This window comes from Pseudomonas sp. D4002 (assembly GCF_013385665.1).
In the GTDB taxonomy this organism is placed as follows: Bacteria; Pseudomonadota; Gammaproteobacteria; order Pseudomonadales; family Pseudomonadaceae; genus Aquipseudomonas.
Map to the genome: position 1 here is coordinate 177,590 of NZ_JACAPN010000044.1, position 24,399 is coordinate 201,988.

Sequence of the window (24,399 nt, forward strand, 5' to 3'; positions counted from 1 at the left end):
TCTCGCTGTTTATTTAATAACGAGGAATACAATAATGAAAAAAACAATCCTGATGTTATTCGCTGTTCTTTTATTAAACACGCCACTGTTTGCCAATGACTATGCCGTCATCCGTTTTGGTGTTGATCCCAATTACGCGCCTTTTGCCTATAAAGATAACAAAGGCACGTTGACGGGGTTCGAAGTTGATATCGGTAACGCCCTCTGCACTCAGTTGCGTGTTCGCTGCCAATGGGTTGAAAGTGATTTTGACGGGCTGATTCCCAGTCTGAATGCCGGCAAGATCGACGCCATCCTCGCCTCAGTGACGGTCACCGCCGCACGAGAAAAGGTGATTGATTTCTCCTCGGAGGTATTTTCCAGCCCCACCGCCATGGTGCTCCGCCCCGGCGCTGAGCTGGCCAAGGGTACGGCTGTTGGCTATCTGCAAGGCAGTACCCAGGAAGTCTATGCCCGCCAAGTGCTCGCCGGGCAGGGCATAAAGATCGTGGCTTATGCCGATCAGGAACAGGTGTATGCCGATCTCGTGGCAGGGCGGCTGCAAGCCTCATTGCAGGATGCACAGCAAGCGCAAAGCGGATTTATGCGCACAGCCCAGGGTGCGGGGTTCGTCCTCGGGCCGCCGATCAAAAGTGCATTGATGCCCTCCAAAAGCGCCATCGGCATCGCCAAGGGCAATCATGCCCTGAAAGCCCTGCTGGATAAGGGCCTCGCGGCACTGCACGCCGAGGGTACCTACGCTCGGCTGCAAGACCAGTATTTTCCGGGTGTGAACATGTTCAGCGGTCAATGACCGTCCTTCAATGGCGAGCGAGAGCGCAAACATGTTGCCCACCTTCACTCAATTCACCTCGACCCTGGACAGTTTTGCGCCACTCTTGTTGGGCGGTGTCTGGGTCACACTGCAACTGGCGCTACTGTCACTGCTGCTGGGGCTGGCGTTCGGCCTGCTCGGTGCTGGCGCCAAGTTGTCCAGGGTCAGGGCCTGGCGCCTCTGCGCACAGCTCTACACCACTCTGATTCGCGGGGTGCCCGACCTGCTGTTGATGCTGTTGATTTTCTATGGGGTGCAAACCGGTTTGAGTCGTCTGACGCAGGAACTGGGCATGGCCTACATCGAAATCGACCCATTCAGCGCAGGCGTACTCACCTTGGGGTTTATCTACGGCGCCTATTTCACCGAAACCTTTCGTGGTGCCCTGCTGGCTGTACCTCGCGGCCAGTTCCAGGCCGCCAAGGCCTTGGGCATGACCTTCAGTCAGGGCTTCGTGCACGTGATATTCCCGCAAATGATGCGGTTCGCCCTTCCGGGGCTGGGCAATAACTGGATGGTTTTACTCAAGGCGACTGCGCTGGTGTCGATCATTGGCTTGGCGGATTTGGTCAAGGTCGCCCAGGTAGCGGGCAAAAGTAGCCAGCAGTTATTGGCCTTTTTGCTGATGGCCGCATTGATCTACCTGTTGCTCAGCAGCGTTTCAAACCTTGCCTTGCGCTGGCTGGCGCGTCGTTACGGCGTCGGTGCGCAGGAGTCGTCACCATGATCGAGTTGATCCAGGAATACTGGCGGCCGTTCATCTATTCCGACGGTCAACAACTTACCGGCCTGGCCATGACCCTATGGCTGACCAGTGCCTCGCTGTGTCTTGGCCTACTGCTGGCACTGCCCTTGTCCATCGCCAGGGTGTCATCCAGATGCTGGCTGCGTTGGCCGGTGCAATGCTTCACCTACCTGTTTCGCGGCACGCCGCTGTATATCCAGTTGCTGATCTTTTATACCGGGATCTACAGCATTGCCGCCGTGCGTGAACAGCCCGTGCTGGATGCGTTTTTCCGTGAGGCGCTGAACTGTACGCTGTTGGCATTTGCCCTGAATACCGGCGCCTACACCACGGAAATTCTCGCGGGCGCCATTCGGGCGATGCCTCGTGGTGAAGTCGAAGCCGCCCGATCCCTGGGGTTCGGCGGCTGGAAGCTGTATGTCCACCTGATCATGCCATCCGCATTGCGCCGCTCATTGCCCTACTACAGCAATGAGGTGATTTTCATGTTGCATTCCACCACGTTGGCGTTCACCGCCACGGTGCCGGATATCCTGAAAGTGGCACGGGATGCCAACGCCGCAACCTTCCTGACCTTTGAATCATTCGGCTTCGCAGCAGCCCTTTACCTGTGCATTACCTTTGCCTTGGTAGGTTTGTTTCGCCTGGCTGAACGGCGCTGGCTGCGTTTTCTGGATTCGGCCCGATAGGAGATCGAAATGCAGACCCACGTGCATGAGTTGTTGGAGGTCGTACCGGGGACGACGCGACAGATTCGCAGTTTTCATTACGGCCCGGCCAGTGCAGCCGGCAAGGTTTATATCCAGGCGTCCCTGCACGCCGATGAACTGCCGGGCATGCTGGTCTTATGGCATCTGAAGCAGCGGCTGGCGCACCTGGAGGCAGCAGGGTTGATGCGTTGGTCGGTTGTGGTGGTGCCGGTGGCCAATCCGCTGGGGTTGGAGCAAGTGTTGATGGATGTGCCCCAGGGGCGCTTCGATAACGACAGTCGGGAAAACTTCAATCGTTTCTTCCTCGACGTCAGCCAGCAGGTCGGTGATCGCGTCGAAGCCCTGTTGGCGGATGAACCGGGCGCCAATCTGCAACTGATCCGTGGCGCCTTGCTGCAAACACTGGCCAGCCAGGAGCCGGCGACACAGTTGCAATCCATGCGCTTGACCCTGCAAACGCTGGCCTGCGATGCCGATATCGTGCTGGACCTTCATTGCGATTTCGAGGCCGTGCAGCATTTGTATTTGTCGCCGGATTTCTGGTTGCACGTGGAGCCTTTGGCCCGTTACCTGGGAGCCAGGGCGTGTTTTTTGGCCAAAGAGGCCGGCGGGCAATCGTTCGATGAGTGTTTTACGTTGTTCTGGGCGCACATGCAGGCGCGTTTTCCCGGGCGCTTTTCGGCACCGGGGTTTGCTGTGACTGTAGAGCTGCGGGGTGTTGCCGATGTGGATCACGGACTGGCGCGTCAGGATTGCCAGGCGTTGATCGACTACTTGATTCAACGGGGAGCCATTGACGGCCAGGCACCACCGCTACCGCCATTACTGAATGCGCCAACGCCGTTGGCGGGAGTAGAACCGGTGGTGAGCCCAGTGGGAGGCTTAATTGTGTTTTGCGCGAAGGTGGGGGATTACCTGGCGGCCGGGCAAATCCTCGCCGAAGTCATCGATCCGATCACTGATCGGGTGACACCGGTTGCTTGCACCCGAGAAGGGCTTTTGTATGTTCGATCAGTGCGGCGAATGGCGAGTGCCGGTATGACGATTGCCCATGTAGCTGGCCCGAAGGCGCATCGACAGGGTTATCTGTTATCACCTTGAAGGATCCGGCAGCGGCGAAAACGGCGAGCTGCCATCTGCGCTCTGCAGTTCCTGCAGGTAGTTGCGGAAAATCTGTCCCAGCACTTGGGTAGCCACTTCCAGTTCGTCGCGCTGCATGTGTTCGGCCACTTCGTCGGCCGTGTCCAGTGCATCTTCGGCGCCGTTCACCGCCGCCATTTTCAGCACGATGTACGCCTGGACGTTATTGGCCGGTACGCCTTCGCCGTGGAAAAACATGGTGCCCAGCTGGAATTGCGCCTGCGCGTGGCCCTGCAACGAGGCTTTCTCGAAGTAGCTCAAGGCTTTGTTGAGGTCGCGTGCGGGGTTTTTACTGTCGTAGAAGTACTCGCCCAACTCGTATTGCGCCTGCGCATCCCCGCCTTCGGCCTGTTTCTGGCACGCGCTCAGGGCTTCGGCCTGGCTTTCCGGCTGGGTATTGAGGGTGCAACGACCCATCGCTGGGATTAACAACGAGTTGCCGCCTGCCTGGGCAAACGCCAGCAGCGGCTGAAGGAGCAACAGGCAGCCCAGAACCAGGGTGCGGCCGGTGCGTTTCATGGGAATCGACTTACCTCTGACGGGGCGCGGGACCCACGGGGGGATCCAATAAGCGCGCATTATGAAATAAGCAGGCACCTGCTTACAAAGTCTTTACTCGTTTTTCTGCTGCGTGGGCAAGTTATCTGCCGGATTGCAGGTGAATTCTCGAAAAAAGACGGAAATGCCTGTAAGCAAAGTAGCAAATCTGACGCCGCCAGGGGCGGCGTCGGATTTTTGATCCGCTTATTTCAAGGCGGCGAAGGCGCGCTCGGCGGCATCGAGGGTCAGTTTCAGCTCGGCGTCGCCATGGGCGATCGAGGTGAAGCCGGCCTCAAAGGCGCTCGGTGCCAGGTACACGCCCCCTTCCAGCATCAGGTGGAAGAAGCGCTTGAACAGGTCGGCATCGCTGCCCATCACGTCGTCGAAGGTGACGATGTCGTCGGCGCCGCTGAAGTACAGGCCGAACATGCCGCCCGCCTGGGTGGTCACGAACGGAATGCCGGCGGCATCGGCGCGCTGTTGCAGGCCGTCCAGCAGGCGAGTGGTGTAGTCGGTCAGCTCGGCGTGGAAGCCCGGGCGGCTGATCAGGCGCAGGGTGGTCAGGCCGGCGGCCATGGCCAGCGGGTTACCCGACAGGGTGCCTGCCTGGTACACCGGGCCCAGCGGCGCGATGTGTTGCATGATTTCGCGCTTGCCGCCGAAGCAGCCCACCGGCATGCCGCCGCCGATGATCTTGCCGAAGGTGCTCAGGTCCGGCGTGACGCCGTAGTAAGCCTGGGCGCCGCCGAGGGCAACGCGGAAGCCGGTCATCACTTCATCAAAAATCAGCACTACGCCGTGCTTGTCGCACTGTTCCCGCAGGCCTTCCAGGAAGCCCGGCGCCGGCGGCACGCAGTTCATGTTGCCGGCCACCGGCTCGACGATGATGCACGCCACTTCCTGGCCGACTTCGCTGAGCATCTGCTCGACGGCAGCGATGTCGTTGAACGGCAGGGTCAGGGTGTGTTTGGCGAACGCGGCCGGCACCCCGGCGGAGCTCGGTACGCCCTGGGTCAGCGCACCGGAACCGGCCTTGACCAGCAGGCTGTCGGAGTGGCCGTGGTAGCAGCCTTCGAACTTGATGATGCTGTCGCGGCCGGTAAACCCACGGGCCAGGCGAATCGCGCTCATGGTGGCTTCGGTGCCGGAGCTGACCATCCGCACCATCTCCATGGAGGGCACGATGGAGCACACCAGGTCAGCCATCTCGGTTTCCATGGCGGTTGGTGCGCCATAGGACAGGCCGTGTTGCAGCTGCTGGCGCACCGCGTCCAGTACTTCCGGATGGCTGTGGCCGAGGATCATCGGGCCCCACGAACCCACGTAGTCGACGTAGCGCTTGTCATCTTCGTCGGTGACGTAGGCGCCTTCGGCATGCTTGAAGAACAGTGGGGTGCCGCCAACGCTCTTGAACGCTCGCACGGGAGAGTTCACACCGCCGGGGATGTGTTTCTGGGCATTGGCAAACAGGGTTTCGGAACGGGACATGATCGTGTTCTCTGAATTCAAGATTTTAGAAGATCGTTGAAAGCGCGGGCGCGGCGCGTGACTTCCTGGGTGCTTTCGGCACCAAACAGGCCGTGGACCACTGCCAGCAAGTCGGCACCGTGGGCCACCAGCGGCTTGGCATTTTCCAGGGTGATGCCGCCGATCACGCAGATCGGCAGGTGCAACCGCGTGCGGGCCTGGGCCAGCAGTTCAACGGTGGCTGCCGGCGCGCCGGGCTTGGTGTTGGAATTGAAGAAGCGGCCGAAGGCGACATAACTGGCACCTTCGCGGGCAGCCTGCTCGGCCAGTTCGATCTGGCTGTGGCAGGTGGAGCCGATGATCGCCTTGGAACCGAGCAGCGCACGGGCCGGGGTCAGCGGGCCGTCGGTCTGGCCCAGATGCACGCCGACGCCGAGGCGTGCGGCCAGTTCGGCGTCATCGTTGATGATCAGTTGGGTCTTGTAGCGCGAGCACAGCTCCCGCAGTTTTTCGGCTTCCCGCAGGCGGCGCGCTTCGTCGCTGCTTTTATCGCGGTATTGCAGCAGGGTCACGCCACCGTCCAACGCCGCTTCGACGTAGGCCAGGAACTTGCCGGCCAACAGTTGGCTGTCGGTAATGGCATAAAGGCCACGTAGTTTCATCGGGCAGGCCTCTTGGTGTTACGAGCAGAAATCCAACGGCAGACGACGAGGCACGAATTGCCCCTGGCCGAGTTGTTCAGCGTCACGCAGGGTGCGCCAAGTGTAGTTGAGGGCCGATTGCACCGCGCTGACCAACCCTTCGCCTTGTGCCAACCGACCGGCCAGCGCGCTGGCCAGGGTGCAGCCCGAACCGTGATAACTGCCGGGCAGTCGCTGGCAGGTAAAGGTCTGGTGCGTGCCGTCGCGGCTGTAGAGGCGGTTGTGCACTTCGTGCTCGTCGCCATGGCCGCCGGTGATCAGCAGGTGCTTGATGAACGGCAGCAGTTTCGCTGCGCATTCGTCCGCCGTGCCCTCGGGCAATTCGGCGAGGATGCGTGCTTCAGGCAGGTTGGGGGTGGCGATCAGCGACAGCGGCAACAGCCGCTCGCGCATGGCGTAGCCGACCTCGTCCTTGCCCAGGCTGCCGCCGCCGCCGGCACGCAGCACCGGGTCGCAGACCACCGGCAAATGCGGGTGCGCCTTGAGCAGTTCGACCACGGTGTCGACCATCTCCAGGGAACCGAGCATGCCCAGTTTCACCGCGGCCACTTCGGAGTCACCGAGCACGGCGTTGGCCTGGGCCAGCACCCACTCGCGATCCAGCACGCGGAAATCGCTGACGTTGACGGTGTTCTGCACAGTCAGCGCGGTGACGGCCGGGGCCGCATGACAGCCCTGGGCGAGCAGGGCTTCGATATCTGCCTGCAAGCCGGCGCCACCACTGGGATCATGGCCGGAGAGACAGAGGACAACGGGGCGAGAGCTGTAGATATTCATGGTGCGCGAGCTTACCACCAAACGCTTTTTGGGTGGCTGTCGGGCGATGGTTGAATTTTTAGCGGAGGGGACGGCGGAAGTGGCTGTTTGCTATCATCGTGAAATACAGGTCAAATGCCCTGTAATGCCCGCTCTAGAGCCTTTCAAAAAATTATTTCAATGGTGTCTTTTGGCCTGTAATGGCTATGCTAGAGTGGATTCAAACCAATAACTGTATCGCCGGTTTACGTCTGCTCAAAAGGAATGGAGGCTTTTGACATAACCGGACAGGTCACGCTGGGGCTCTATGCGCTATTTGCTGATGTTACTGTTGACCGGGCTGCCGATGCTGGCCGGCGCAGTCGAGTTCAACGAGACCACCACGCGGTTGCCCCTGGGCCAAGTGATGCAAGTCCTTGAGGACCCCAGTGGCGCCCTGACCATTGGCGATATCAGCTCGCCGGTCCTCGCCAGTCGTTTCAAGACCCACGACAAAGCCACATTGAATGCCGGCTATTCGCGCTCGGTGTTCTGGCTCAAGGTTGATTTGCATTACCGTGCACAGCGCCCGGATGCCCCGCGCCGCTGGCTGCTGGAACTGGCTTACCCGCCGCTGAACCAACTGGAGCTGTACGAGCCTGACAGTGTCGGCAACTATCGACTGGTGTCGCGCACCGGCAGCATCCTGCCGTTTTCCAGCCGCGAAATCCGCCAGAGCAACTACCTGTTCAAGCTCGACTTCGTCCCTGGCCAGCAGGAAACCCTGTACCTGCGCCTGCAAAGCCAGGGCTCGATCCAGGCACCGCTGACCCTCTGGTCCACCACCGCGTACCTCGAAGAACAGCCATTGCGCCTGTACGTGCTGGGTGTGATCTACGGCGTGTTGCTCGGCATGCTGATCTACAACCTGTTCATCTACCTGAGCGTGCGCGACACCAGCTACCTCTATTACATCCTCTATATCGCCTCGTTCGGCCTGTATCAGCTGTCGGTGAACGGCGTGGCCGTGCAGTATTTCTGGCCGAATAACCCGTGGTGGGCGAACGCGGCGGTGCCCTTCCTGATCGGCTCGGCGGCGCTGTTCGGCAGCCTGTTTGCCCGCAGTTTCCTGCACACCGCGCTTTACAGTCGCTGGATCAACCGGCTGTTGCTGGCCCTGGCGGTCAGCGGCGGGGTGGTGATGGTGCTGGCATTGTTCACCAGTTATGCGCTGGCGCTGCGCCTGGCCACCGCCCTTGCGCTGGTCTTTACCGTGACCATCTTCGTCGCGGCCATCAAGGCCTGGTATTGCGGCCAGCGCATGGCGCGCTACTTCATCATCGCCTGGACCGCGTTCCTGCTGGGCGGTGTAGTCAATACGATGATGGTGCTGGGCTACCTGCCCAATGTGTTCCTCACGATGTACGCCAGCCAGATCGGCTCGGCACTGGAAGTGGCCTTGCTGTCCCTGGCGCTGGCCGACCGGATCAATTCGATGCGCGAGCAACAGGCGCAAATCCTGCTCGACGCCAGCCAGAAACTCGAAGTGCTCAACACGCAACTGGCCCACAGCAACCAGCTCAAGGATGAATTCCTCGCCACCTTGACCCACGAGCTGCGCACGCCGATGAACGGTGTGATCGGCTCCCTGGAATTGATGCAGACCGAGCCGCTGCCAGGCGACCTCGCGCAGTACCATCAAACCGCCTCCGGTGCGGCCCGCGAGATGATGCGCATGGTCAACGGCATCCTCACCCTCACCGAATTGCAGGCCGGGCGCCTCAGCCCGCAACCCCAAGTGTTCAGCCTGCGTGGGCTGCTCGACACCTTGCGCCAGCAGTTCGCGGCCAGCGCCCAGAACAAGGGGTTGGCGTTCTCCATTGATCTGGCAGAAGACCTGCCGGACCGCATCAACGGTGATCCTGGCAAGCTGGCGCAATGCCTGGATTGCCTGTTGGACAATGCCTTCAAGTTCACCCACGAGGGCTCGGTGCGTGTACGGGTGGTCGGTGTACCCCAGGCGGATGGAACGCTGCGCCTGACCTTCATTGTCACTGACACCGGCATCGGCTTCGCCTACCTCGATGAGGCGACCCTGTATCAGCGCTTCTTCCAGCTCGATGGCTCGACCACTCGCCAATACGGCGGCATGGGCATCGGCCTGGCGATCTGCCGGCAATTGATCGAGTTGCTCGGTGGGCGCCTCACCCACAATTCCGAGCCGCGGCGCGGCAGTCGCTTCCAGCTGGAGCTTGCGGTCAGCCCCGTCCAGCCAGAACCGGCTGCCGTGCGGCGAGTACCGCAAGCGCAACGCACGCCGCAGGAGTGCACGGTGCTGCTGGTGGACGACAACAGCGTGGCGCAACTGGTGGTGCGCGGCATGTTGCTCAAGCTCGGTTATCGGGTGAAAACCGTCGACAATGGGCCGGCCGCCCTGGCGTTGCTGCAGAGTCAAACCTTCGACGCAGTGTTGCTGGATGTGCCCGAGGGCGGCTTTTCGCTGTGCTGCCAGATCCGTGCGTTGCCCGGCTGTGGTGAGCTGCCGGTGATCGCCTTGAGCACCTCGTTACAAGCCCCGGAACGCGAGCGCTGCCACGGCGTGGGTATCACCGACCGAGTGGCCAAGCCGGTACGTTTCGAGGCCCTGCAACGGGTGCTGCAACTGCGGTTGTTGCATATGGTTGAGGGTGAAAGCGCCGCCAATTAGGCGTTTATGCCACTTTTTTAACCCGGGTGACGGTGCTTAACTGAAATTCAGGCCTCAATGAACGTGGCCTTTTTTCAGGAGGCCCGTCATGCACCTGCACCAGTTCGCCGAAACCCACGACGTCACCAACCAGCCACCGTCCCTGGACGGCACCAATCTGTACCGTATCGACTTGCCTCTGCAAGACTGGTCCCGGCGCTTCGGCGCCGGCTGGGCCGAGCAGCGCATCGACACCTATGGTGCGCTGGCGGGCGGGCCGCTGATGGAAGCCGGGTTCCTGGCCAATCAGAACAAACCGGTGTTCAACAGCCATGACCGGTTTGGCCATCGCATTGACCTGGTGGAGTTTCATCCGGCCTACCACGAGCTGATGCGCACCGCCGTCGAACACGGCCTGCCGTCGTTGCCGTGGGCCCATCCGCAATCCGGCGCCCATGTGGCCCGCGCGGCGATGACCTACCTGCACAGCCAGGCCGAAGCCGGTACCGGCTGCCCGCTGACCATGACGTTCGCCTGCGTCCCGGCCCTGCGCCTGCAGCCAGACCTGGCTGAAACCTGGCTGCCGAAAATCCTCGCCACCGAATACGACCCGCGCAACGTCGGCATCGCCCACAAGGCCGGCGCCACCATCGGCATGGCCATGACCGAGAAACAGGGTGGCACCGACGTGCGCGCCAACACCACCCGCGCTTACCCGGTGGGCGCCGGCGGCCCGGGCCAGGCGTATGAGCTGGTGGGGCACAAGTGGTTCTGCTCCGCGCCGATGTGCGATGGCTTCCTCACCCTGGCCCAGACCGACAAGGGCCTGACCTGTTTCCTGCTGCCCCGGCACCGCCCGGATGACACCCGCAACGAGTTCTACATCCAGCGCCTGAAAAACAAGCTCGGCAACTGCTCCAACGCTTCCAGCGAAGTGGAGTTTCGTGGCGCGCTGGCCTGGATGATCGGCGAAGAAGGGCGCGGCGTACCGACCATCATCGAGATGGTGGCGATGACCCGCTTCGATTGCATGGTCGGCTCCAGCGCCCTGATGCGCCAGGCGCTGACCCAGGCCAGCCATCATTGCGCTCACCGCCTGGTAGGTGGCCGGGTGCTCAGCGAGCAACCGTTGATGCAGAACGTACTGGCCGACCTGGCCCTGGAAAGCGAGGCGTCCCTGGCCTTGAGCATGCGTATGGGGCGCGCGCTGGACCATCTGGATAACGAACAGGAAGCCAAATTCGCCCGGCTGGTGACGGCGGTGGGCAAGTACTGGATCTGCAAGCGCGCGCCCGCGATGATCAACGAAGCCGCCGAGTGCATGGGCGGTGCGGGGTATGTCGAGGACAGTATCCTGCCGCGCTTGTACCGTGAGGCGCCGGTCAACTCGACGTGGGAAGGTTCCGGTAATGTGCAGTGCCTGGATGTGCTGCGGGCCCTGTCCAAAGAACCGGGCGTATTGGAGGCGCTGTTTGTCGAGCTGGGGGATGGTCATGGCCACAAGCACCTGGCGCGGCATATCGAGCAGTTGAAGTCGGCGTTCATGGACACTCAGGACATCCAGTACCGTGCCCGCCAACTCACCGAGGACATCGCGGTGGCGTTGCAGGCCAAGCTGCTGCTGGAGGCGGGCAATGCCAGTGTGAGTGATGGCTTTATCGCCAGCCGACTGGGCGAGTCGTCGGGCCGGGTCTATGGCACCTTGCCGCGCGGTGTGGATGTGGAGGCCATCGTCGCCCGGTCGACGCCTCAAATTCTCTGAATGAATGCGGGCAAAATGTGCGAGCGGGCTTGCTCGCGAAGGCGGTGGATCAGCCAATACATGTGCTGACCTACCGCTTTCGCGAGCAAGTCGAATCGTCGCACCGCCGCTCCCACATTATTGATCGCATTCCAATTCCGGTGTTCCAGTGCGCCAGGGATACAGGCAAGATGAAGGCCTGCAAGTCAGAACACAGGATGCTTACCGTGACCGAAGCTTTTGTTGTCGTTCAAACCGCCGAAGAAGCCGTGGATCGGCTGGCGGCTCTCCATGAGCGTGCCACTGGCGCGCTCAATCAAGCCCTCAAGCGCTACCTCAAAGACCGCGTCGAACCCGACGCTGAACAACGTGCGATGTTTCGCTACCCGGAACTGCGCCTGACCTACCTGGTGCAGGGCGAAGTCCCACAGACCACCCGGGCGTATGCCAAGGTTCAGTTGCCGGGGACCTACAGCGTCACCGTCACCCATCCGTCGGCCTTCCGCAAATACCTGCTGGAGCAACTGGTGCCGTTGATGCACGACTTCACCGTGACGGTGGAAGTGGGCGTCAGCCAGCAGAACATTCCCTACCCGTACGTGGTGGAGCAGGGTGACGAACTGGCCGGCTCCGGTGTGACTGCCGCCACGCTGGCGCGGGTGTTCCCGAGTACCGACCTGTCTGCCGCCACCGATGGCATCGCCGACGGGCTGTACGACTGGGAAAACACCGACCCGCTGCCATTGGCATTGTTCGATGCCGCCCGCGTCGACTTCTCCCTGCGCCGCCTGGTGCACTACACCGGCAGCGACTGGCGCCATGTGCAGCCGTGGATTTTGCTGACCAACTACCACCGCTACGTTGACCAGTTCATCGTGCATGGCCTGGAACAGTTGCGCAGCGACCCGCGCTTTATCCGCATGGTGCTGCCGGGCAATGTGATCATCGACAAGAGCATGGACCACGGCGAAGCGTCTGCCATTGCTGCCGGCGTGGTCTGGCACCGTTATCAGATGCCGGCCTACCACTTGCAGGCGAGCGACGGCCATGGTGTGACCCTGGTGAACATCGGCGTCGGCCCGTCCAATGCCAAGAACATCACCGACCACCTCGCCGTATTGCGTCCGCATTGCTGGCTGATGATTGGTCACTGCGGCGGGCTGCGCCAATCCCAGACCATCGGTGACTACGTGCTGGCTCACGCCTACATGCGTCGCGACGGGATTCTCGACCGGGTAGTGCCGCCGAACATTCCGATCCCGGCCTTGGCCGAAGTGCAGATGGCCTTGCAGCAAGCCGCGGCCAACGTCACCGGCGAGAAAGGCGAAGAGCTGAAAAAGCGCCTGCGCACCGGCACCGTGCTGACCTACGACGACCGCAACTGGGAGCTGCGCTGGGCCCAGGAACGGCCGCTGATCAACCTGTCCCGCGCCGTGGCCGTGGACATGGAAAGCGGCACCATCGCCGCCCAGGGCTACCGCCTGCGGGTGCCGTACGGCACGTTGCTGTGTGTGTCGGATAAACCGCTGCACAGCGAGATCAAGCTGCCGGGATCGGCCAACGCGTTCTATGAGCGTGCGGTCAGCCAGCACTTGAAGATCGGCATCGAGGCGGTGGATCTATTGCGCACCGAACTCAACTCGCTGCACTCGCGCAAACTGCGCAGCTTCGACGAGCCGCCGTTCCGCTAAACGGTTGGGATGGTTATTTAACGGTCAGGCCACTAGCATTGTCGGTCCTGACCGTTAGATGTTCCTTTGCCATGTCCCGTCCTGCCCGTCCTGTTTCCCGCCGCCCCGGTGTGAAAAGTCCGCAAACCTCGTCAGCCCCGCGTCGTGTCGCCAAGGCGCCACCGGCCGATCCCAAGTTGATCCTGTTCAATAAACCCTTCGATGTGCTGACCCAATTCAGCGATGAAGGCGGGCGGGCGACCCTCAAGGATTTCATCGACATCCCCGGCATTTACCCGGCCGGGCGCCTGGACCGTGACAGTGAAGGCCTGTTGCTGCTGACCAACGACGGCCAATTGCAGGCGCGCATCGCGGACCCCAAGCACAAGCTGGCGAAAACCTATTGGGTGCAGGTGGAAGGCGAACCGACCGAGGAACAGCTGCAACGCCTGCGCGACGGTGTGGAGCTCAACGACGGCATGACCCTGCCCGCCGAAGCCCGGCAACTGGACGAGCCACAACTGTGGCCACGCAACCCGCCGGTGCGGTTTCGCAAGAGCGTGCCGACCCATTGGCTGGAGTTGGTGATTCGTGAAGGGCGTAACCGCCAGGTGCGGCGCATGACGGCGGCAGTGGGGTTGCCGACGCTGCGTCTGGTGCGGGTGCGGATTGGTGACTGGTCGATCGACGGCCTGGACCAAGGCCAATGGAAAGAAGTGCCGGCGCGCTTATAAGGCGCCGGACTCGATCAGGCCGATCACCACGCTTTTGATGATGAACGCGGCAACGCCCAGGCCCAGCACGAAGAACAGGATCATCGAGCCAAAGCGCCCGGCCTTGGATTTCTTCGCCAGGTCCCAGACGATAAAGCCCATGAAAATGATCAGGATGCTGACCAGGCCGGTCATCATCCATTCTTCAAACACGGCGGGATCAATCGAGTTCATCGGGTCGTTTCCGGCTGGGGCAGGGCGCCGATTATACGCCAGGGCAATCGGCGCGACATTGACCTGCGTCGGTCTGCCGCAGACTTACCACCCTGCGGGAACACAGTCAAAATGTGGGAGCGGGCTTGCTCGCGAATGCGGTGGATCAGTCAGCACATTCGGTGCCTGGCACACCGCATTCGCGAGCAAGCCCGCTCCCACATTTGTTCCGCGCTGGTCTTAAGTGCGCAGGTGGGTCAGCGGCAGCTCGGTGCTGTTGAGCACCTGGTTCAGCACAAAGCTTGAACGCACGCTGGTGACGCCTTCGATGCGGGTCAGGTGGCCCAGCAGCAGCTTCTGGTAGTGATCCATGTCTGGCACCACCACTTTCAACTGATAGTCGGCGTCCATCCCGGTCACCAGGCTGCATTCCAGCACTTGCGGCAGGGTGCGGATGGCCGCTTCGAAGTTCTCGAAACGTTCGGGGGTGTGTCGGTCCATGCCGATCAGCACGTAGGCCGTGAGACTCAGGCCGAGCATCTTGCGGTCGAGCAAGGCGACCTGGCGGGCGATGTAGCCGTCGTCTTCAAGTTGCTTGACCCGGCGTGAGCACGGCGAAGGCGACAGGCCGATGCGCTCGGCCAACTCCTGGTTGGAGATCCTCGCGTCGCGCTGCAATTCCGCCAAAATACTCAGGTCGTATCGGTCAAGTTTGCTCATGGGGCTGGCCTTTGTCGTAACTATTGCGGTGAATTATCTATCCAGGGTTAAAAATTGCGCAAGCACTGTTTATTGACGCAATCTTCGCAATCATCCGCCCGAGGCCGAGGCGTAGAGTTATCAACAGAATCACTGCCCGGACATACAGTCCACTGCAGCCCGCCAATAAGGCCGGCTGCGGCCGCCAACCCCACAGGGTTGCCACGGCCCCCGGGCTGCACACTGTCCACAAGACGGCGTGAGGTGAGCCAACGTCAAAAGCGTTGAGCCAGGACGAAGCTCTCAAGGGGCGACCGACGGGTCGCCCCTTTTTATTGCCTGCGAAAATAGTTCTCGTGACTGATAACCTCTCGCAGAACCGGGCCCCGGTTTTCCAGTCTTACGTGTAGGCCCTAATCCGCAGTGAGGAATAGCATGAAGCGCATCTGGCGTTTGGCAGGTGTTGGTTTGCTGATGATGAGCGTTGGTGCGCAAGTGATGGCCGACGACCCGCCACGCCAGGAAGGCGGTGGTCAGCATGAAAGAGGCCCGGAAGGGCATCCAGGCAATAATCAGCCTCGGCCGCAGAACAACCAACCGCGACCACAAAATAGTCAACCGCGCCCTGTAGCCCCTCGGCCCGAGAACAATCAGCCGCGTCCGCAGAATCAGCATTTCGAAAACAATCAGCCACGGCCGCAGAACCAGAGTGTCGAGCGCCCGAATGGGGGTGGCCAGTGGCAAGGTCGCCCGCAAGGCAATCAACAGCAACCTCCGCACCCGGCGCCGCAGCCGGCCAATAACCTGCCGATCCAGGGTCGCCCGGACACCGTGCGCCAGACCCAGGAACCGCGTCAGGGCAATTACCAGGACATCCCGCGTCGCAACGACGGCAACCAGCATTGGCAGGCCGGCAATGGCGGCCAGGGTGGCCCGGGCCGGCCCGGCTTCAACGGGGGTAACGGCGGTGGCAATAACCACCCCAACGATCACCGCTGGCCAGGCCGCCCCGACGGGCACGGCAATGGCTGGGGCCCAGGCCCGCAATACCGTCCGGGTTACATCGTCGACCGCTTCCCCGACCGCAATTACCGCGTGCCGTATCGCGGCCAGGACTACTTCTTCTCGGGTGGCTACTGGTATCGCCCACAAGGCCCGCGCTATGTCGTCGTGACGCCGCCTTACGGGATTCGCGTGCAATACCTGCCCGACTACGCGCGGGAAGTGTGGGTGGGCAGTGCGCTGTTCTTCCTCGCCGCCGGTGCCTATTACACCTACGAAGAAAGCAGCCAGCAGTACGTTGTGGTGCAGCCGCCACCCGCCGCGCCAGCGCCGCAACCCGTGCCCCAGGGCAATGGTTATGACGTGGTGGCTTACCCGGCCAACGGCCAGTCACCGGCGCAGGTCCAGCAGGATGGTTACGACTGCTATCGCTGGGCGGTGCAACAAAGTGGCTTTGACCCAAGGACCGTCACCTACGCCCCCGACCCGGCCGTGGTGCAAACCTACCGCCAGGCCCAGGGCAACTGCCTGAGCAGTCGCGGGTATCAGGTGCAGTACTAGGCCTTCGCGCCCTTGACCACTTCCTGCGGGTCGGCGTGCACCAGCACTTCGGCTCGCGGGTAGGCGTTGTGGATGGCATCGGCGGCCTGGTCGCTGATGCCGTGGGCTACGGACAAACTCAATTCCCCCGGTAACTCCAGGTGCAACTGCACGAACCAGTGGCTGCCGGAAATCCGCGTGCGCAGGTCATGGGCACCCAATACACCGGGCACGCTGCACGCCAGTTCGAGCATGTGCTGGCTGACATCCGGCGGCAGTTCCTCGTCCATCAGCACCGAAAAACTTTCCCGGGCGATCTGGATGGCGCTCCACAAAATGTAGGCCGCGATGCCCAGGCCGAACCAGGCGTCCACCTGATGAAAACCAAACGCCGCCAGCACCAGCGCCACCAGGATGCTGCCGTTGAGCATCATGTCTGAGCGATAGTGCAGCGAGTCGGCGCGGATGGCGTTGGAGCCGGTTTCGCGGATCACCCGGTATTGCAGGATCAGCAGCGCCGCCGTCAACGCCAGGGACAGAACGATCACGCCAATACTCAGCCATGGCGCGCCCACAGGTTCCGGATGCTGCAAACGCTGGAACGCCTGGAAGGCGATCAACACCGCACTGCCGGCGATGAACAACGCCTGGGCCATGCCCGACAGGGATTCCGCCTTGCCGTGGCCATACCGGTGATCGTCATCGGCCGGGCGCAACGCGTAGTGCACGGCCAGCAAGTTGAGCAGCGAGGTGACGCCGTCGAGCAGCGAGTCGGTCAACCCGGCGAGCATGCTCACCGAGCCGCTGAGCCACCAGGCGATGGCCTTGGTCACAATCAGCACACAGGCCACGCCGACGGAAGCGCGGGTGGCCAGGCGCAACAGCCGGGCGTGTTCGGGACTGGTGGTCATGGGGCGGGTCAGTCCTTAAGCGGCGGGTTGCAGGCCCAGGGTGGCGAGTTGTTGCACGCTGCCCTTGAACTGGATCATGCGCGGGTCGTCCAGCGGCAGATTGCGCCCGGTTTCTTTCTGGATGATGGTTTGCAGCTTGGCGTTGTCGACCTTGCCGTCGGCGCCGATGGCTTGCTGGAGTTTTTCCGGAGCTACCTGGGCGGTTTTGCCCGGCTCGAAGTAGATCGCGCCGGTGGCGAAGTCGACACCAAAGGCGATCAGGCCCGGGATCACGTAGAACAGCAGGCCGACCGCATCGAGCACGGCAATTGCCGGGTCGATCTTGCCGTCGATCTGGCCCCGGCGGTCGGGGTAGAAAATCGAGCCGCAGGCCGTCAACTGGCTCAGCAGGGTGACGGCCAGAACACCGCCGATGACACGGGAAGCAACACGCATGGGACTCTCCTTGAACATAATGAAAGTGACTATAAGCCAGTCTACAAGGCGACGATGATCAAGTGTGGGAGCTGGCTTGCCTGCGATGGCGGTGGTTCAGTATCAGGGGTGTTGGCTGACACACCGCTATCGCAGGCAAGCCCGCTCCCACCTTTGACCGCATTCCAGTCAGTACGGGGCCGTGTCGTTGAGACCACCACCGACACCCGGCAGTTCGCCGTTATACTCGCCGCTCTGCTTTGGAGCCAGTATGAATTCGTTGCCAATCGATGATGTTTTACCTGCCCTGCGTGACGCCCTGGCGACGCGCCATGAAGCCGTGCTCGAAGCACCGCCCGGCGCCGGTAAAACCACACGGGTGCCATTGGCGCTGTTGAATGAACCCTGGCTGGCCGGGCAAACCATCCTGATGCTCGAGCCCCGCCGCCTGGCCGCCCGTGCAGCGGCAGAAAGGCTGGCCAGCGAGTTGGGGGAAAAGGTCGGCGAAACCGTTGGCTACCGCATTCGCCTGGACAGTAAGGTCGGCCCCGACACCCGCATCGAAGTGGTCACCGAAGGCATCCTCACTCGGCGCCTGCAGGATGACCCGGCACTCGACGGCGTGGGTTTGTTGATCTTCGACGAGTTCCACGAACGTAGCCTGGACGCCGATCTGGCGCTGGCCCTTAGTCTTAATGGTCGAGACCTGTTTCGCGACGAGCAGCCACTGAAGATCCTGCTGATGTCCGCCACCCTGGAAGGCGAACGCTTGGCCGGTTTGCTGGACGACGCGCCGATCCTGCGCAGCGAAGGGCGCATGTACCCGGTGCAGATGCGCTGGGGCCGGCCGTTCCAGCCCGGAGAATTTATCGAACCGCGGTTGGTGCAGACCATCCTTGAAGCCCTGCATGATGAAACCGGTAGCGTGCTGGTGTTCCTGCCGGGGCAGGCCGAGATTCGTCGGGTTAATCAGCAATTGGCTGACGCGCTGGGCGATAACCCCGATGTGCTGCTATGCCCGCTGCACGGCGAACTGGACCTGGCCGCCCAGCGCGCCGCCATCGACCCGGCGCCCGCCGGCAAGCGCAAAGTGGTGCTGGCCACCAACATTGCCGAGACCAGCCTGACCATCAACGGCGTGCGCGTGGTGATCGACGCCGGGTTGGCGCGGGTCCCGCGTTTCGACCCGGGCAGCGGCATGACCCGTCTCGACACCCAGCGCATCTCCCGCGCCAGCGCCACCCAGCGTGCCGGCCGGGCAGGGCGCCTGGAGCCGGGGGTGTGTTATCGGTTGTGGTCCGAAGACCAACATGAAGGGCTGGCGGCGTATTCCAGTGCGGAAATTCTCTCGGCGGATCTTTCCGGTTTGGCCCTGCAATTGGGTCGCTGGGGCGTGGCGCCTACTCAGTTGGTATGGCTCGACGTTCCGCCCACCGCGGCTTATGCACAGGCCCAGGATTTGCTCGAGCGCCTCGGAGCGTTGAGCGATACCAAGCTGACCGCCCACGGCCAGAAAATGGCCGGGTTGCCGGCGCACCCGCGAATCGCTCATTTGCTGCTGCGTGGTCAGGATCTGGGCCTGGCGAGCATGGCCTGTGACGTGGCGGCACTGTTGGGTGAGCGCGATATCCTGCGTGGTGCCGGTGCGGATTTGCACAGCCGCCTGGCCCTGTTATCCGGTGAAGAAAAGGCCCGTGGCACCCAGGGCGGTGTGCAGCGTGCCCGCCAACTGGCGCGGCAATACCGTGGCTATTTAAGAGGCAAGGCAGAGCAGCCGGTGGCTGATCCCGATCATCCGCGCTGGCTCGGAGCCTTGCTGGCGCTGGCCTACCCGGACCGCGTCGCCCAGCAACGGCGGGCGGGCGGTGCCGAATACCGTCTCGCCAACGGCCGTGCCGCGTTGTTCGCCGAAGCCGACAGCCTGATGAAACAACCCTGGCTGGTGATTGCCGATCTGGGCAGCCGCCAGGGCCAGCGTGAAGAACGGATTTACCTCGCGGCGGATTTTGATCCGGCGCTGTTCGACTCGGTGTTGGCCGAGCAGGTGCGTAATGTCGACCAGCTTGACTGGGATGAGCGCGAAGGCGTGCTGCGGGCCGAACGCCAGCGCAAGGTCGGCGAACTGGTGCTCAGCCGCGAACCGCTGACCGGCCTCGACGAGTCCGCCCGCAGCCAGGCGCTGGTCAACCTGGTGCGGCGCAAAGGCCTGGAACTGCTGCCCTGGACCCCGGAGCTGCGCCAATGGCAGGCGCGGGTGATGCTGCTGCGTGGTCTGGATAGCGGCAAGGCCAGTGAATGGCCGGATGTCAGCGACAGCGCCTTGCTTGCCAGCCTGGAACACTGGTTGATGCCGTACCTGGGCAAGGTGTCGCGCCTGAGCCATTTCGCCAATCTGGATATTTCCAGCTTCCTGCATAACCTGCTGCCGTGGCCGTTGCCGGCGCGGTTGGACGAGCTGGCGCCGCACCATCTGAAGGTGCCGTCGGGCTCGTCGGTGCGGCTGGACTACAGCGAGCAGCCGCCGATTCTGGCGGTGCGCTTGCAGGAATTGTTCGGGCTGGCGGACACCCCACGGATTGCCGGCGGGCGGCAGGTGGTCAAGCTGCACCTGTTGTCGCCGGCCAGACGGCCCGTGCAGGTGACGCAGGACCTGGCGAACTTCTGGCGCAGTACTTACGCCGAGGTGAAGAAGGATTTGAAGGGGCGATATCCCAAGCATTACTGGCCGGATGATCCGTTGATTGCTGAACCGACTGCCCGGATCAAGCCGAGAAAGTAAGTACATCGCAGATCTAATGTGGGAGCTGGCTTGCCTGCGATGGCATCACCTCGGTCTGTCGGATAGACCGAGGTGCCTGCATCGCGGGCAAGCCCGGCTCCCACACAAGCCAGCTCCCACACTGTTTTGCAGTGTTAGTTACTGCGCGGCGGGCAACAGGAACCGCGCAATCACCGGCAAATGATTGGAGATGCGCACCGTATCGCTCTGGCGCACCTTGCTCTCAACCTTCTTGATGCGCGAGCTGTGGAACAGGTAATCCAGCGTACGATCCGGCCCCTCTACGGTTGGGTCATTCGGGAAATACGTCAGCCACTGGTCCCGGTCAATCCCGCTGGATTGGCTGTTGCTCGGGATCATCGGGTACTTTTCCCACAGCAGGTGCAGCTCACTGTCCGGCGAGTATTGCCCGCGCTTGCCGGGGTCCAGGCGCAGGAACTGTCCCAGCGGCAGCAGGTTGAAATCCCCACCCATCAGCCATGGCGTGCCACGGCTCTCGAATTTATCCACCAGCTTGACGGTCGCCTGCACCTGTTCCAGCACGGCGTTGTGCCCGGGGGCCGCGCCGTCCAGGCGAGTATTGAGCACGGCCAACTGGCCGCCATCGCTCAATGGCAGGTAGGTCAGCAATAACGCGGGCTTGGGCTGGAACTGACGGCTGATCAGGTTGGCGCGTGCTACCGGCAATTGCAGGCGCTCGGCGTGTTCGATCTGGTAGCGGCTCATGGTCACCAGCTTGCGGCCGACGCTGCCGAAGATATGCAGGTCGGGCACGAAGTCGGCTTTCCAGTCGAAGGCCTGGGCGCTGCACGGGTAGAGGTCGGCCAGGCGTTCCTGGAGCAAGGCCAGTTGGTCCTGGTAGCTGGAAGGCTTGGCGCCTTCGTCGACTTCCTGCAACAGCAGGATGTCGGGCTGCTCGTCGCGGATCACCCGCGCCACTTCGTCGAGGCTTGAAGCCATGTCTTCAACGGTCGGGCGGTCGTCCGGGCCGCTGCCGTCCGGGGTGTCGTACCAGAACACGTAGTTCTTGCCCGCCAGGTACTGCACGTTCCAGGTCATGACCTTTAGCGCCTGCCCAGGCAGCAGGGTCGGCGCACGGGGCGCGACGCAGCGGATGGGCAGGGTCTCCTTGTCGGCAGGGCGCCAGGTCAGGCTGTAGATCAAGCCGCTCAGCAGGGCCGCGAGGATCAGCAGGCCCAGCAAGGTAATGCGCAGTAGTCGGGTCATCGGCTCGGCTTATGGCGTTGCAGGACAGGCCCGGAGCATATCACCGCGCGTCGGCGTCGCCACCAATCAACATGAACAGGCGGAACAACACCACGCTGGTGAACAGTTGCAGGAAGCTCTGTGCGCTGTCGATCAGCAGGCCCAGCAGCGGGTTCGGGTCCGGATAGACGGCCACGCTGGCGCCCTTGAGCAACCACAGCGGGGTCATCACGCACAGCAGGCACACCAGGATCCGCCAGAAATGCCCACGGGTCAGGCGCAGGCTTTCCTTCATGGCCGACAGCGCCGACATGCCCCGCAGCACCAGCAGGTATTCAGCGAAGGCCAGCACCACCATCAGCCACAGGCCGGGCAGGAAATACAGCGACAGGCCCAGCAGGATCAGCAGCGTGCTGATTGCCGTCAGCAGGGCAAAGCGCGGCCACAGGGTCAGGGCCATGGCCAGCACATCCAGGGTGCGCGGCGATTCACCCCGGGTGCGGGCGTCGAGGAACAGGATCAGTGCGCCGGTGTACAGCGGGTACACCAGCAGCCCGATCACCACGCTGTAACCGGGAAACGCATCTGGGCCGAGCGTGTGGTCGAGCACCTGTTGCAGCAGGGCTTCGAGGATCACCAGTGGCAGGCACAACTGCACGATGGCGCCCAGGTTGCGCTTGAAAAAGAAGAAGGAGTCGCGCAATACGTCTAACGGATTCATCAGGGTCTTCACAGGCCGAAAAGCAAGGGCGTTACTTTAACCGATCATGAGCAGATGCAAGCAAACGTAAACCTTGCGTAAAGACCATTGAAACAATCAGCAACAGCCCCATAACTGGGTTGTACCTTGCACATCGTGCGCAAGGCGAAGATTTCTACCGGCAATCTAACGAGGTCGCCATGAACAGCGAAGAACAAACCCTGATCGACGGACTGTTTTCACGGTTGCAGCAAGCCGAAACGGACTCAGCCCCCCGCGACGCCCAGGCTGAAGCGCGGATCAAGGAACACGTCACTCGCCAACCGGCCGCTGCGTACTACATGACCCAGTCGATTCTGGTGCAAGAGCACGCGATCAAGAGCCTCGATGCGCAGAACAAGCAGCAGGCCCAGCAGATCCAGGAGTTGCAGGACCAACTGCAACAGGCCAGGTCCCAGGCGGCGCAGCCTGCACCGAGCAGTGGCGGTTTCCTGTCGAGCATTTTCGGCGGCGGTTCCCGTGACCCGCAGCCGACCCAGAGCGCACCTGCGTCGTCGGGCGGTGGCTGGCGTGAACCAGCGCGTCCGTCGTTTGGCGGGCAACCTGCGCCGCAGCAGAACTACGGTGCTCCCCAGCAGAACTATCAGCAGCCCCAACAGGCACCCGCAGCGCCGATTGGCAGCGGTTTCCTCGGCGGCGCCCTGAAAACCGCAGCTGGCGTGGCCGGTGGTGTGATGCTGGCAGAAGGCATCAGCAGCCTGTTCAGCCACAACTCGCAACAACCGCAAGTGGTTGAAGAGATCATCCGCGAAGAGCCGGCCCCGGCCAGCGACAACGGCAACTGGGGCAACGACGACCAGAAATATGCCGGCAACGACAGCTGGGGCAGCGACAACGCCTCCGACAGCTTCGCCGACAACGACTATTCCGACGACTCCTCCTCCTTTGGCGACGACGATTCCTTCGTCTGACCCACACTCAACCGGGGCGCTTCGTCGCCCCGGGCTGATTTTTCTCGGAAACTCCCTTGTGGCTGGCATACTGGCAACCTTTCCGGGCCCTTGAGTCCGGGGTCCATGCGCGTGTCATGAGGATTTGCGGTGAAAAAGATAGCCGTGTTCGCCGATGTACAAAACCTCTACTACACCGTGCGCCAGGCGTACGGCTGTCACTTCAACTACGCCGCCCTGTGGGCTGATATCAGCCAGCGCGGGCAGATTGTCGAGGCGTATGCCTATGCCATCGACCGTGGCGACAGCAAGCAACAGCAGTTCCAGCAGATCCTGCGCAACCTGGGTTTTACCGTGAAGCTCAAGCCTTACATCCAGCGCAGCGACGGCTCGGCCAAGGGCGACTGGGACGTGGGCATCACCATCGACATCATGGACGCCGCCGCCCATGTCGACGAAGTGGTGCTGGCCTCCGGCGACGGTGATTTCGACATGCTGCTGGACCGCATCATCAGCAAGCACGGCGTCGAAGCCGTGGCCTACGGCGTGCCGGGGCTGACGGCCAACTCATTGATACGCGCCGCCAGCCGCTACGTGCCGATTGAAGGCGCGTTGCTGCTTAAATAGATTTTTGACGGAGTTGGAACAGGTTTGGAACGTATAGCGGTCATCGACTTTGAAACCACCGGCATCCAGCCGAGCAGCAGCTGCCGGGCCACGGAAATCGCCGTGGTCATCCTGGAGCAGGGCCAGATCGTGGACCGCTACCAGAGCCTGATGAACGCTGGTGTGCGTGTGCCGGGGTTTATCGAGCAACTGACCGGCATCAGCAACGCCATGCTGCGCACCGCACCGTCGGCGGAGCGGGTGATGAACGAGGTGAACGAGTTTGTCGGCACCACGCCGCTGCTGGCCCACAACGCCGCGTTTGACCAGAAGTTCTGGGATTTCGAGCTGGGGTTGATCCGGCGTACGCGTTTGCAGAAGTTTGCCTGTTCGCTATTGCTGGCGCGACGCTTGATGCCGGCGGCGCCGAACCACAAGCTGGGTACCCTGACCTCGTTTGCCCAACTGCCCCACACCGGCAAGGCTCACCGGGCGATGGCGGACGCGGAGATGGCGGCGAACCTTACCGCGCATCTGGCCGAGGAACTGCGGCGCACCCACGGGTTGCGGGAGTTGTCACACGAATTGCTGTGCAGCCTGCAGAAGGTTCCGGCGGCGAAGATCAATGATCATCTGAAGAAGCATCGCGGGTTCTAAGTCGCTTGAGCAGAACTCCATCTTCAACATGACGAAGATCCAAATGTGGGAGATTCTATG

The 24,399-nt window shown here is 62.1% G+C and carries 23 protein-coding genes; 13 read left to right on the forward strand and 10 right to left on the reverse strand.

The genetic code is table 11. From position 1 onward, the window contains the following. Positions 1-34 precede the first annotated feature (34 nt). From HX824_RS27630 to HX824_RS27645, 4 genes are read left to right on the forward strand one after another with little or no spacing between them, the layout of a single operon-like run. Positions 35-793: a transporter substrate-binding domain-containing protein gene (locus HX824_RS27630; RefSeq protein WP_177055636.1), complete on the forward strand. Its 759-nt coding sequence runs from the start codon at positions 35-37 to the stop codon at positions 791-793. 31 nt (positions 794-824) lie between these two features. Beyond that, on the forward strand, positions 825-1,541 hold the full coding sequence (locus HX824_RS27635) for an ABC transporter permease (protein ID WP_003215463.1): 717 nt from the start codon (positions 825-827) through the stop codon (positions 1,539-1,541). Further along, positions 1,538-2,248, forward strand: a complete 711-nt coding sequence (locus HX824_RS27640; RefSeq protein ID WP_177055638.1) for an ABC transporter permease — start codon at positions 1,538-1,540, stop codon at positions 2,246-2,248. The genes HX824_RS27635 and HX824_RS27640 overlap by 4 nt, the downstream gene beginning before the upstream one ends. 9 nt (positions 2,249-2,257) lie before the next feature. Beyond that, on the forward strand, positions 2,258-3,370 hold the full coding sequence (locus HX824_RS27645) for a succinylglutamate desuccinylase/aspartoacylase family protein (RefSeq protein ID WP_177055640.1): 1,113 nt from the start codon (positions 2,258-2,260) through the stop codon (positions 3,368-3,370). On the opposite strand, the gene HX824_RS27650 is transcribed toward HX824_RS27645, so the two are convergent. The 4 genes from HX824_RS27650 to HX824_RS27665 form a co-directional block, all read right to left on the reverse strand. Then, positions 3,362-3,928 carry a tetratricopeptide repeat protein gene (locus HX824_RS27650; protein ID WP_003215468.1) on the reverse strand — a complete coding sequence of 189 codons (567 nt, stop codon included), beginning with the start codon at positions 3,926-3,928 and terminating at the stop codon, positions 3,362-3,364. The genes HX824_RS27645 and HX824_RS27650 overlap by 9 nt on opposite strands. Before the next feature lie 225 nt (positions 3,929-4,153). Then, positions 4,154-5,437 (reverse strand): glutamate-1-semialdehyde 2,1-aminomutase, encoded by a 1,284-nt coding sequence (gene hemL, locus HX824_RS27655; RefSeq protein ID WP_003215470.1) that lies wholly within the window; start codon positions 5,435-5,437, stop codon positions 4,154-4,156. A 17-nt stretch (positions 5,438-5,454) separates the two neighbouring features. Next, positions 5,455-6,078: a thiamine phosphate synthase gene (thiE, locus tag HX824_RS27660; protein WP_134327360.1), complete on the reverse strand. Its 624-nt coding sequence runs from the start codon at positions 6,076-6,078 to the stop codon at positions 5,455-5,457. An 18-nt stretch (positions 6,079-6,096) separates the two neighbouring features. Then, complete coding sequence (locus tag HX824_RS27665; protein WP_003215474.1) at positions 6,097-6,894, reverse strand: hydroxymethylpyrimidine/phosphomethylpyrimidine kinase; 798 nt, start codon at positions 6,892-6,894, stop codon at positions 6,097-6,099. Positions 6,895-7,180: 286 nt separating this feature from the next. On the opposite strand from HX824_RS27665, the gene HX824_RS27670 reads away from it, so the two are divergent. The 4 genes from HX824_RS27670 (at position 7,181) to HX824_RS27685 (ending at position 13,683) form a co-directional block, all read left to right on the forward strand. Further along, positions 7,181-9,559 carry a hybrid sensor histidine kinase/response regulator gene (locus HX824_RS27670; protein WP_134327359.1) on the forward strand — a complete coding sequence of 793 codons (2,379 nt, stop codon included), beginning with the start codon at positions 7,181-7,183 and terminating at the stop codon, positions 9,557-9,559. Between the two features lie 88 nt (positions 9,560-9,647). After that, the gene (locus HX824_RS27675) at positions 9,648-11,300 is read left to right on the forward strand and encodes an acyl-CoA dehydrogenase family protein (RefSeq protein WP_177008848.1); all 1,653 of its coding nucleotides are present in this window, start codon (positions 9,648-9,650) and stop codon (positions 11,298-11,300) included. Positions 11,301-11,470: 170 nt separating this feature from the next. Next, positions 11,471-12,970, forward strand: a complete 1,500-nt coding sequence (gene amn, locus HX824_RS27680; RefSeq protein ID WP_172834544.1) for an AMP nucleosidase — start codon at positions 11,471-11,473, stop codon at positions 12,968-12,970. A 71-nt stretch (positions 12,971-13,041) separates the two neighbouring features. Next, on the forward strand, positions 13,042-13,683 hold the full coding sequence (locus tag HX824_RS27685; protein WP_003215483.1) for a pseudouridine synthase: 642 nt from the start codon (positions 13,042-13,044) through the stop codon (positions 13,681-13,683). On the opposite strand, the gene HX824_RS27690 is transcribed toward HX824_RS27685, so the two are convergent. Beyond that, entirely contained in the window at positions 13,678-13,887 is a 210-nt protein-coding gene (locus HX824_RS27690) for a DUF2788 domain-containing protein (protein ID WP_026077819.1), read from the reverse strand. The two genes, HX824_RS27685 and HX824_RS27690, sit on opposite strands and share 6 nt — an antisense overlap. Before the next feature lie 228 nt (positions 13,888-14,115). Beyond that, positions 14,116-14,595, reverse strand: coding sequence for an Lrp/AsnC family transcriptional regulator (locus HX824_RS27695; protein WP_003194418.1), 480 nt, complete (start codon positions 14,593-14,595; stop codon positions 14,116-14,118). 414 nt (positions 14,596-15,009) lie between these two features. Between HX824_RS27695 and HX824_RS27700 the strand changes: the two genes are divergently transcribed. Further along, positions 15,010-16,137 (forward strand): DUF6515 family protein, encoded by a 1,128-nt coding sequence (locus tag HX824_RS27700; protein WP_177055642.1) that lies wholly within the window; start codon positions 15,010-15,012, stop codon positions 16,135-16,137. Here HX824_RS27700 and HX824_RS27705 read toward each other — a convergent pair. Both HX824_RS27705 and HX824_RS27710 read right to left on the reverse strand, forming a co-directional pair. Further along, a complete protein-coding gene (locus tag HX824_RS27705; protein ID WP_087693591.1) occupies positions 16,134-17,027 on the reverse strand; it encodes a cation diffusion facilitator family transporter in 894 nt (297 codons plus the stop codon). The genes HX824_RS27700 and HX824_RS27705 overlap by 4 nt on opposite strands. 15 nt (positions 17,028-17,042) lie before the next feature. After that, complete coding sequence (locus HX824_RS27710; protein WP_003215492.1) at positions 17,043-17,462, reverse strand: hypothetical protein; 420 nt, start codon at positions 17,460-17,462, stop codon at positions 17,043-17,045. Positions 17,463-17,712: 250 nt separating this feature from the next. Here HX824_RS27710 and hrpB point away from each other — a divergent pair, with 250 nt between their 5' ends. Beyond that, positions 17,713-20,220 (forward strand): ATP-dependent helicase HrpB, encoded by a 2,508-nt coding sequence (gene hrpB / locus HX824_RS27715; RefSeq protein WP_177055644.1) that lies wholly within the window; start codon positions 17,713-17,715, stop codon positions 20,218-20,220. 138 nt (positions 20,221-20,358) lie between these two features. Here the strand turns inward: hrpB and HX824_RS27720 are convergent, their stop codons facing one another. Next, positions 20,359-21,447, reverse strand: coding sequence for an endonuclease/exonuclease/phosphatase family protein (locus HX824_RS27720; RefSeq protein ID WP_177055646.1), 1,089 nt, complete (start codon positions 21,445-21,447; stop codon positions 20,359-20,361). A gap of 40 nt (positions 21,448-21,487) precedes the next feature. Further along, positions 21,488-22,147 carry a YciC family protein gene (locus HX824_RS27725; RefSeq protein ID WP_003215498.1) on the reverse strand — a complete coding sequence of 220 codons (660 nt, stop codon included), beginning with the start codon at positions 22,145-22,147 and terminating at the stop codon, positions 21,488-21,490. Between the two features lie 179 nt (positions 22,148-22,326). Here HX824_RS27725 and HX824_RS27730 point away from each other — a divergent pair, with 179 nt between their 5' ends. From HX824_RS27730 to HX824_RS27740, 3 genes are all read left to right on the forward strand, one after another. Then, a complete protein-coding gene (locus HX824_RS27730; RefSeq protein WP_008436594.1) occupies positions 22,327-23,097 on the forward strand; it encodes a DUF2076 domain-containing protein in 771 nt (256 codons plus the stop codon). A 129-nt stretch (positions 23,098-23,226) separates the two neighbouring features. Then, positions 23,227-23,703 carry an NYN domain-containing protein gene (locus tag HX824_RS27735; RefSeq protein ID WP_003215502.1) on the forward strand — a complete coding sequence of 159 codons (477 nt, stop codon included), beginning with the start codon at positions 23,227-23,229 and terminating at the stop codon, positions 23,701-23,703. A gap of 24 nt (positions 23,704-23,727) precedes the next feature. Next, a complete protein-coding gene (locus HX824_RS27740) occupies positions 23,728-24,339 on the forward strand; it encodes a PolC-type DNA polymerase III (RefSeq protein ID WP_003215504.1) in 612 nt (203 codons plus the stop codon). Positions 24,340-24,399: the final 60 nt, after the last annotated feature.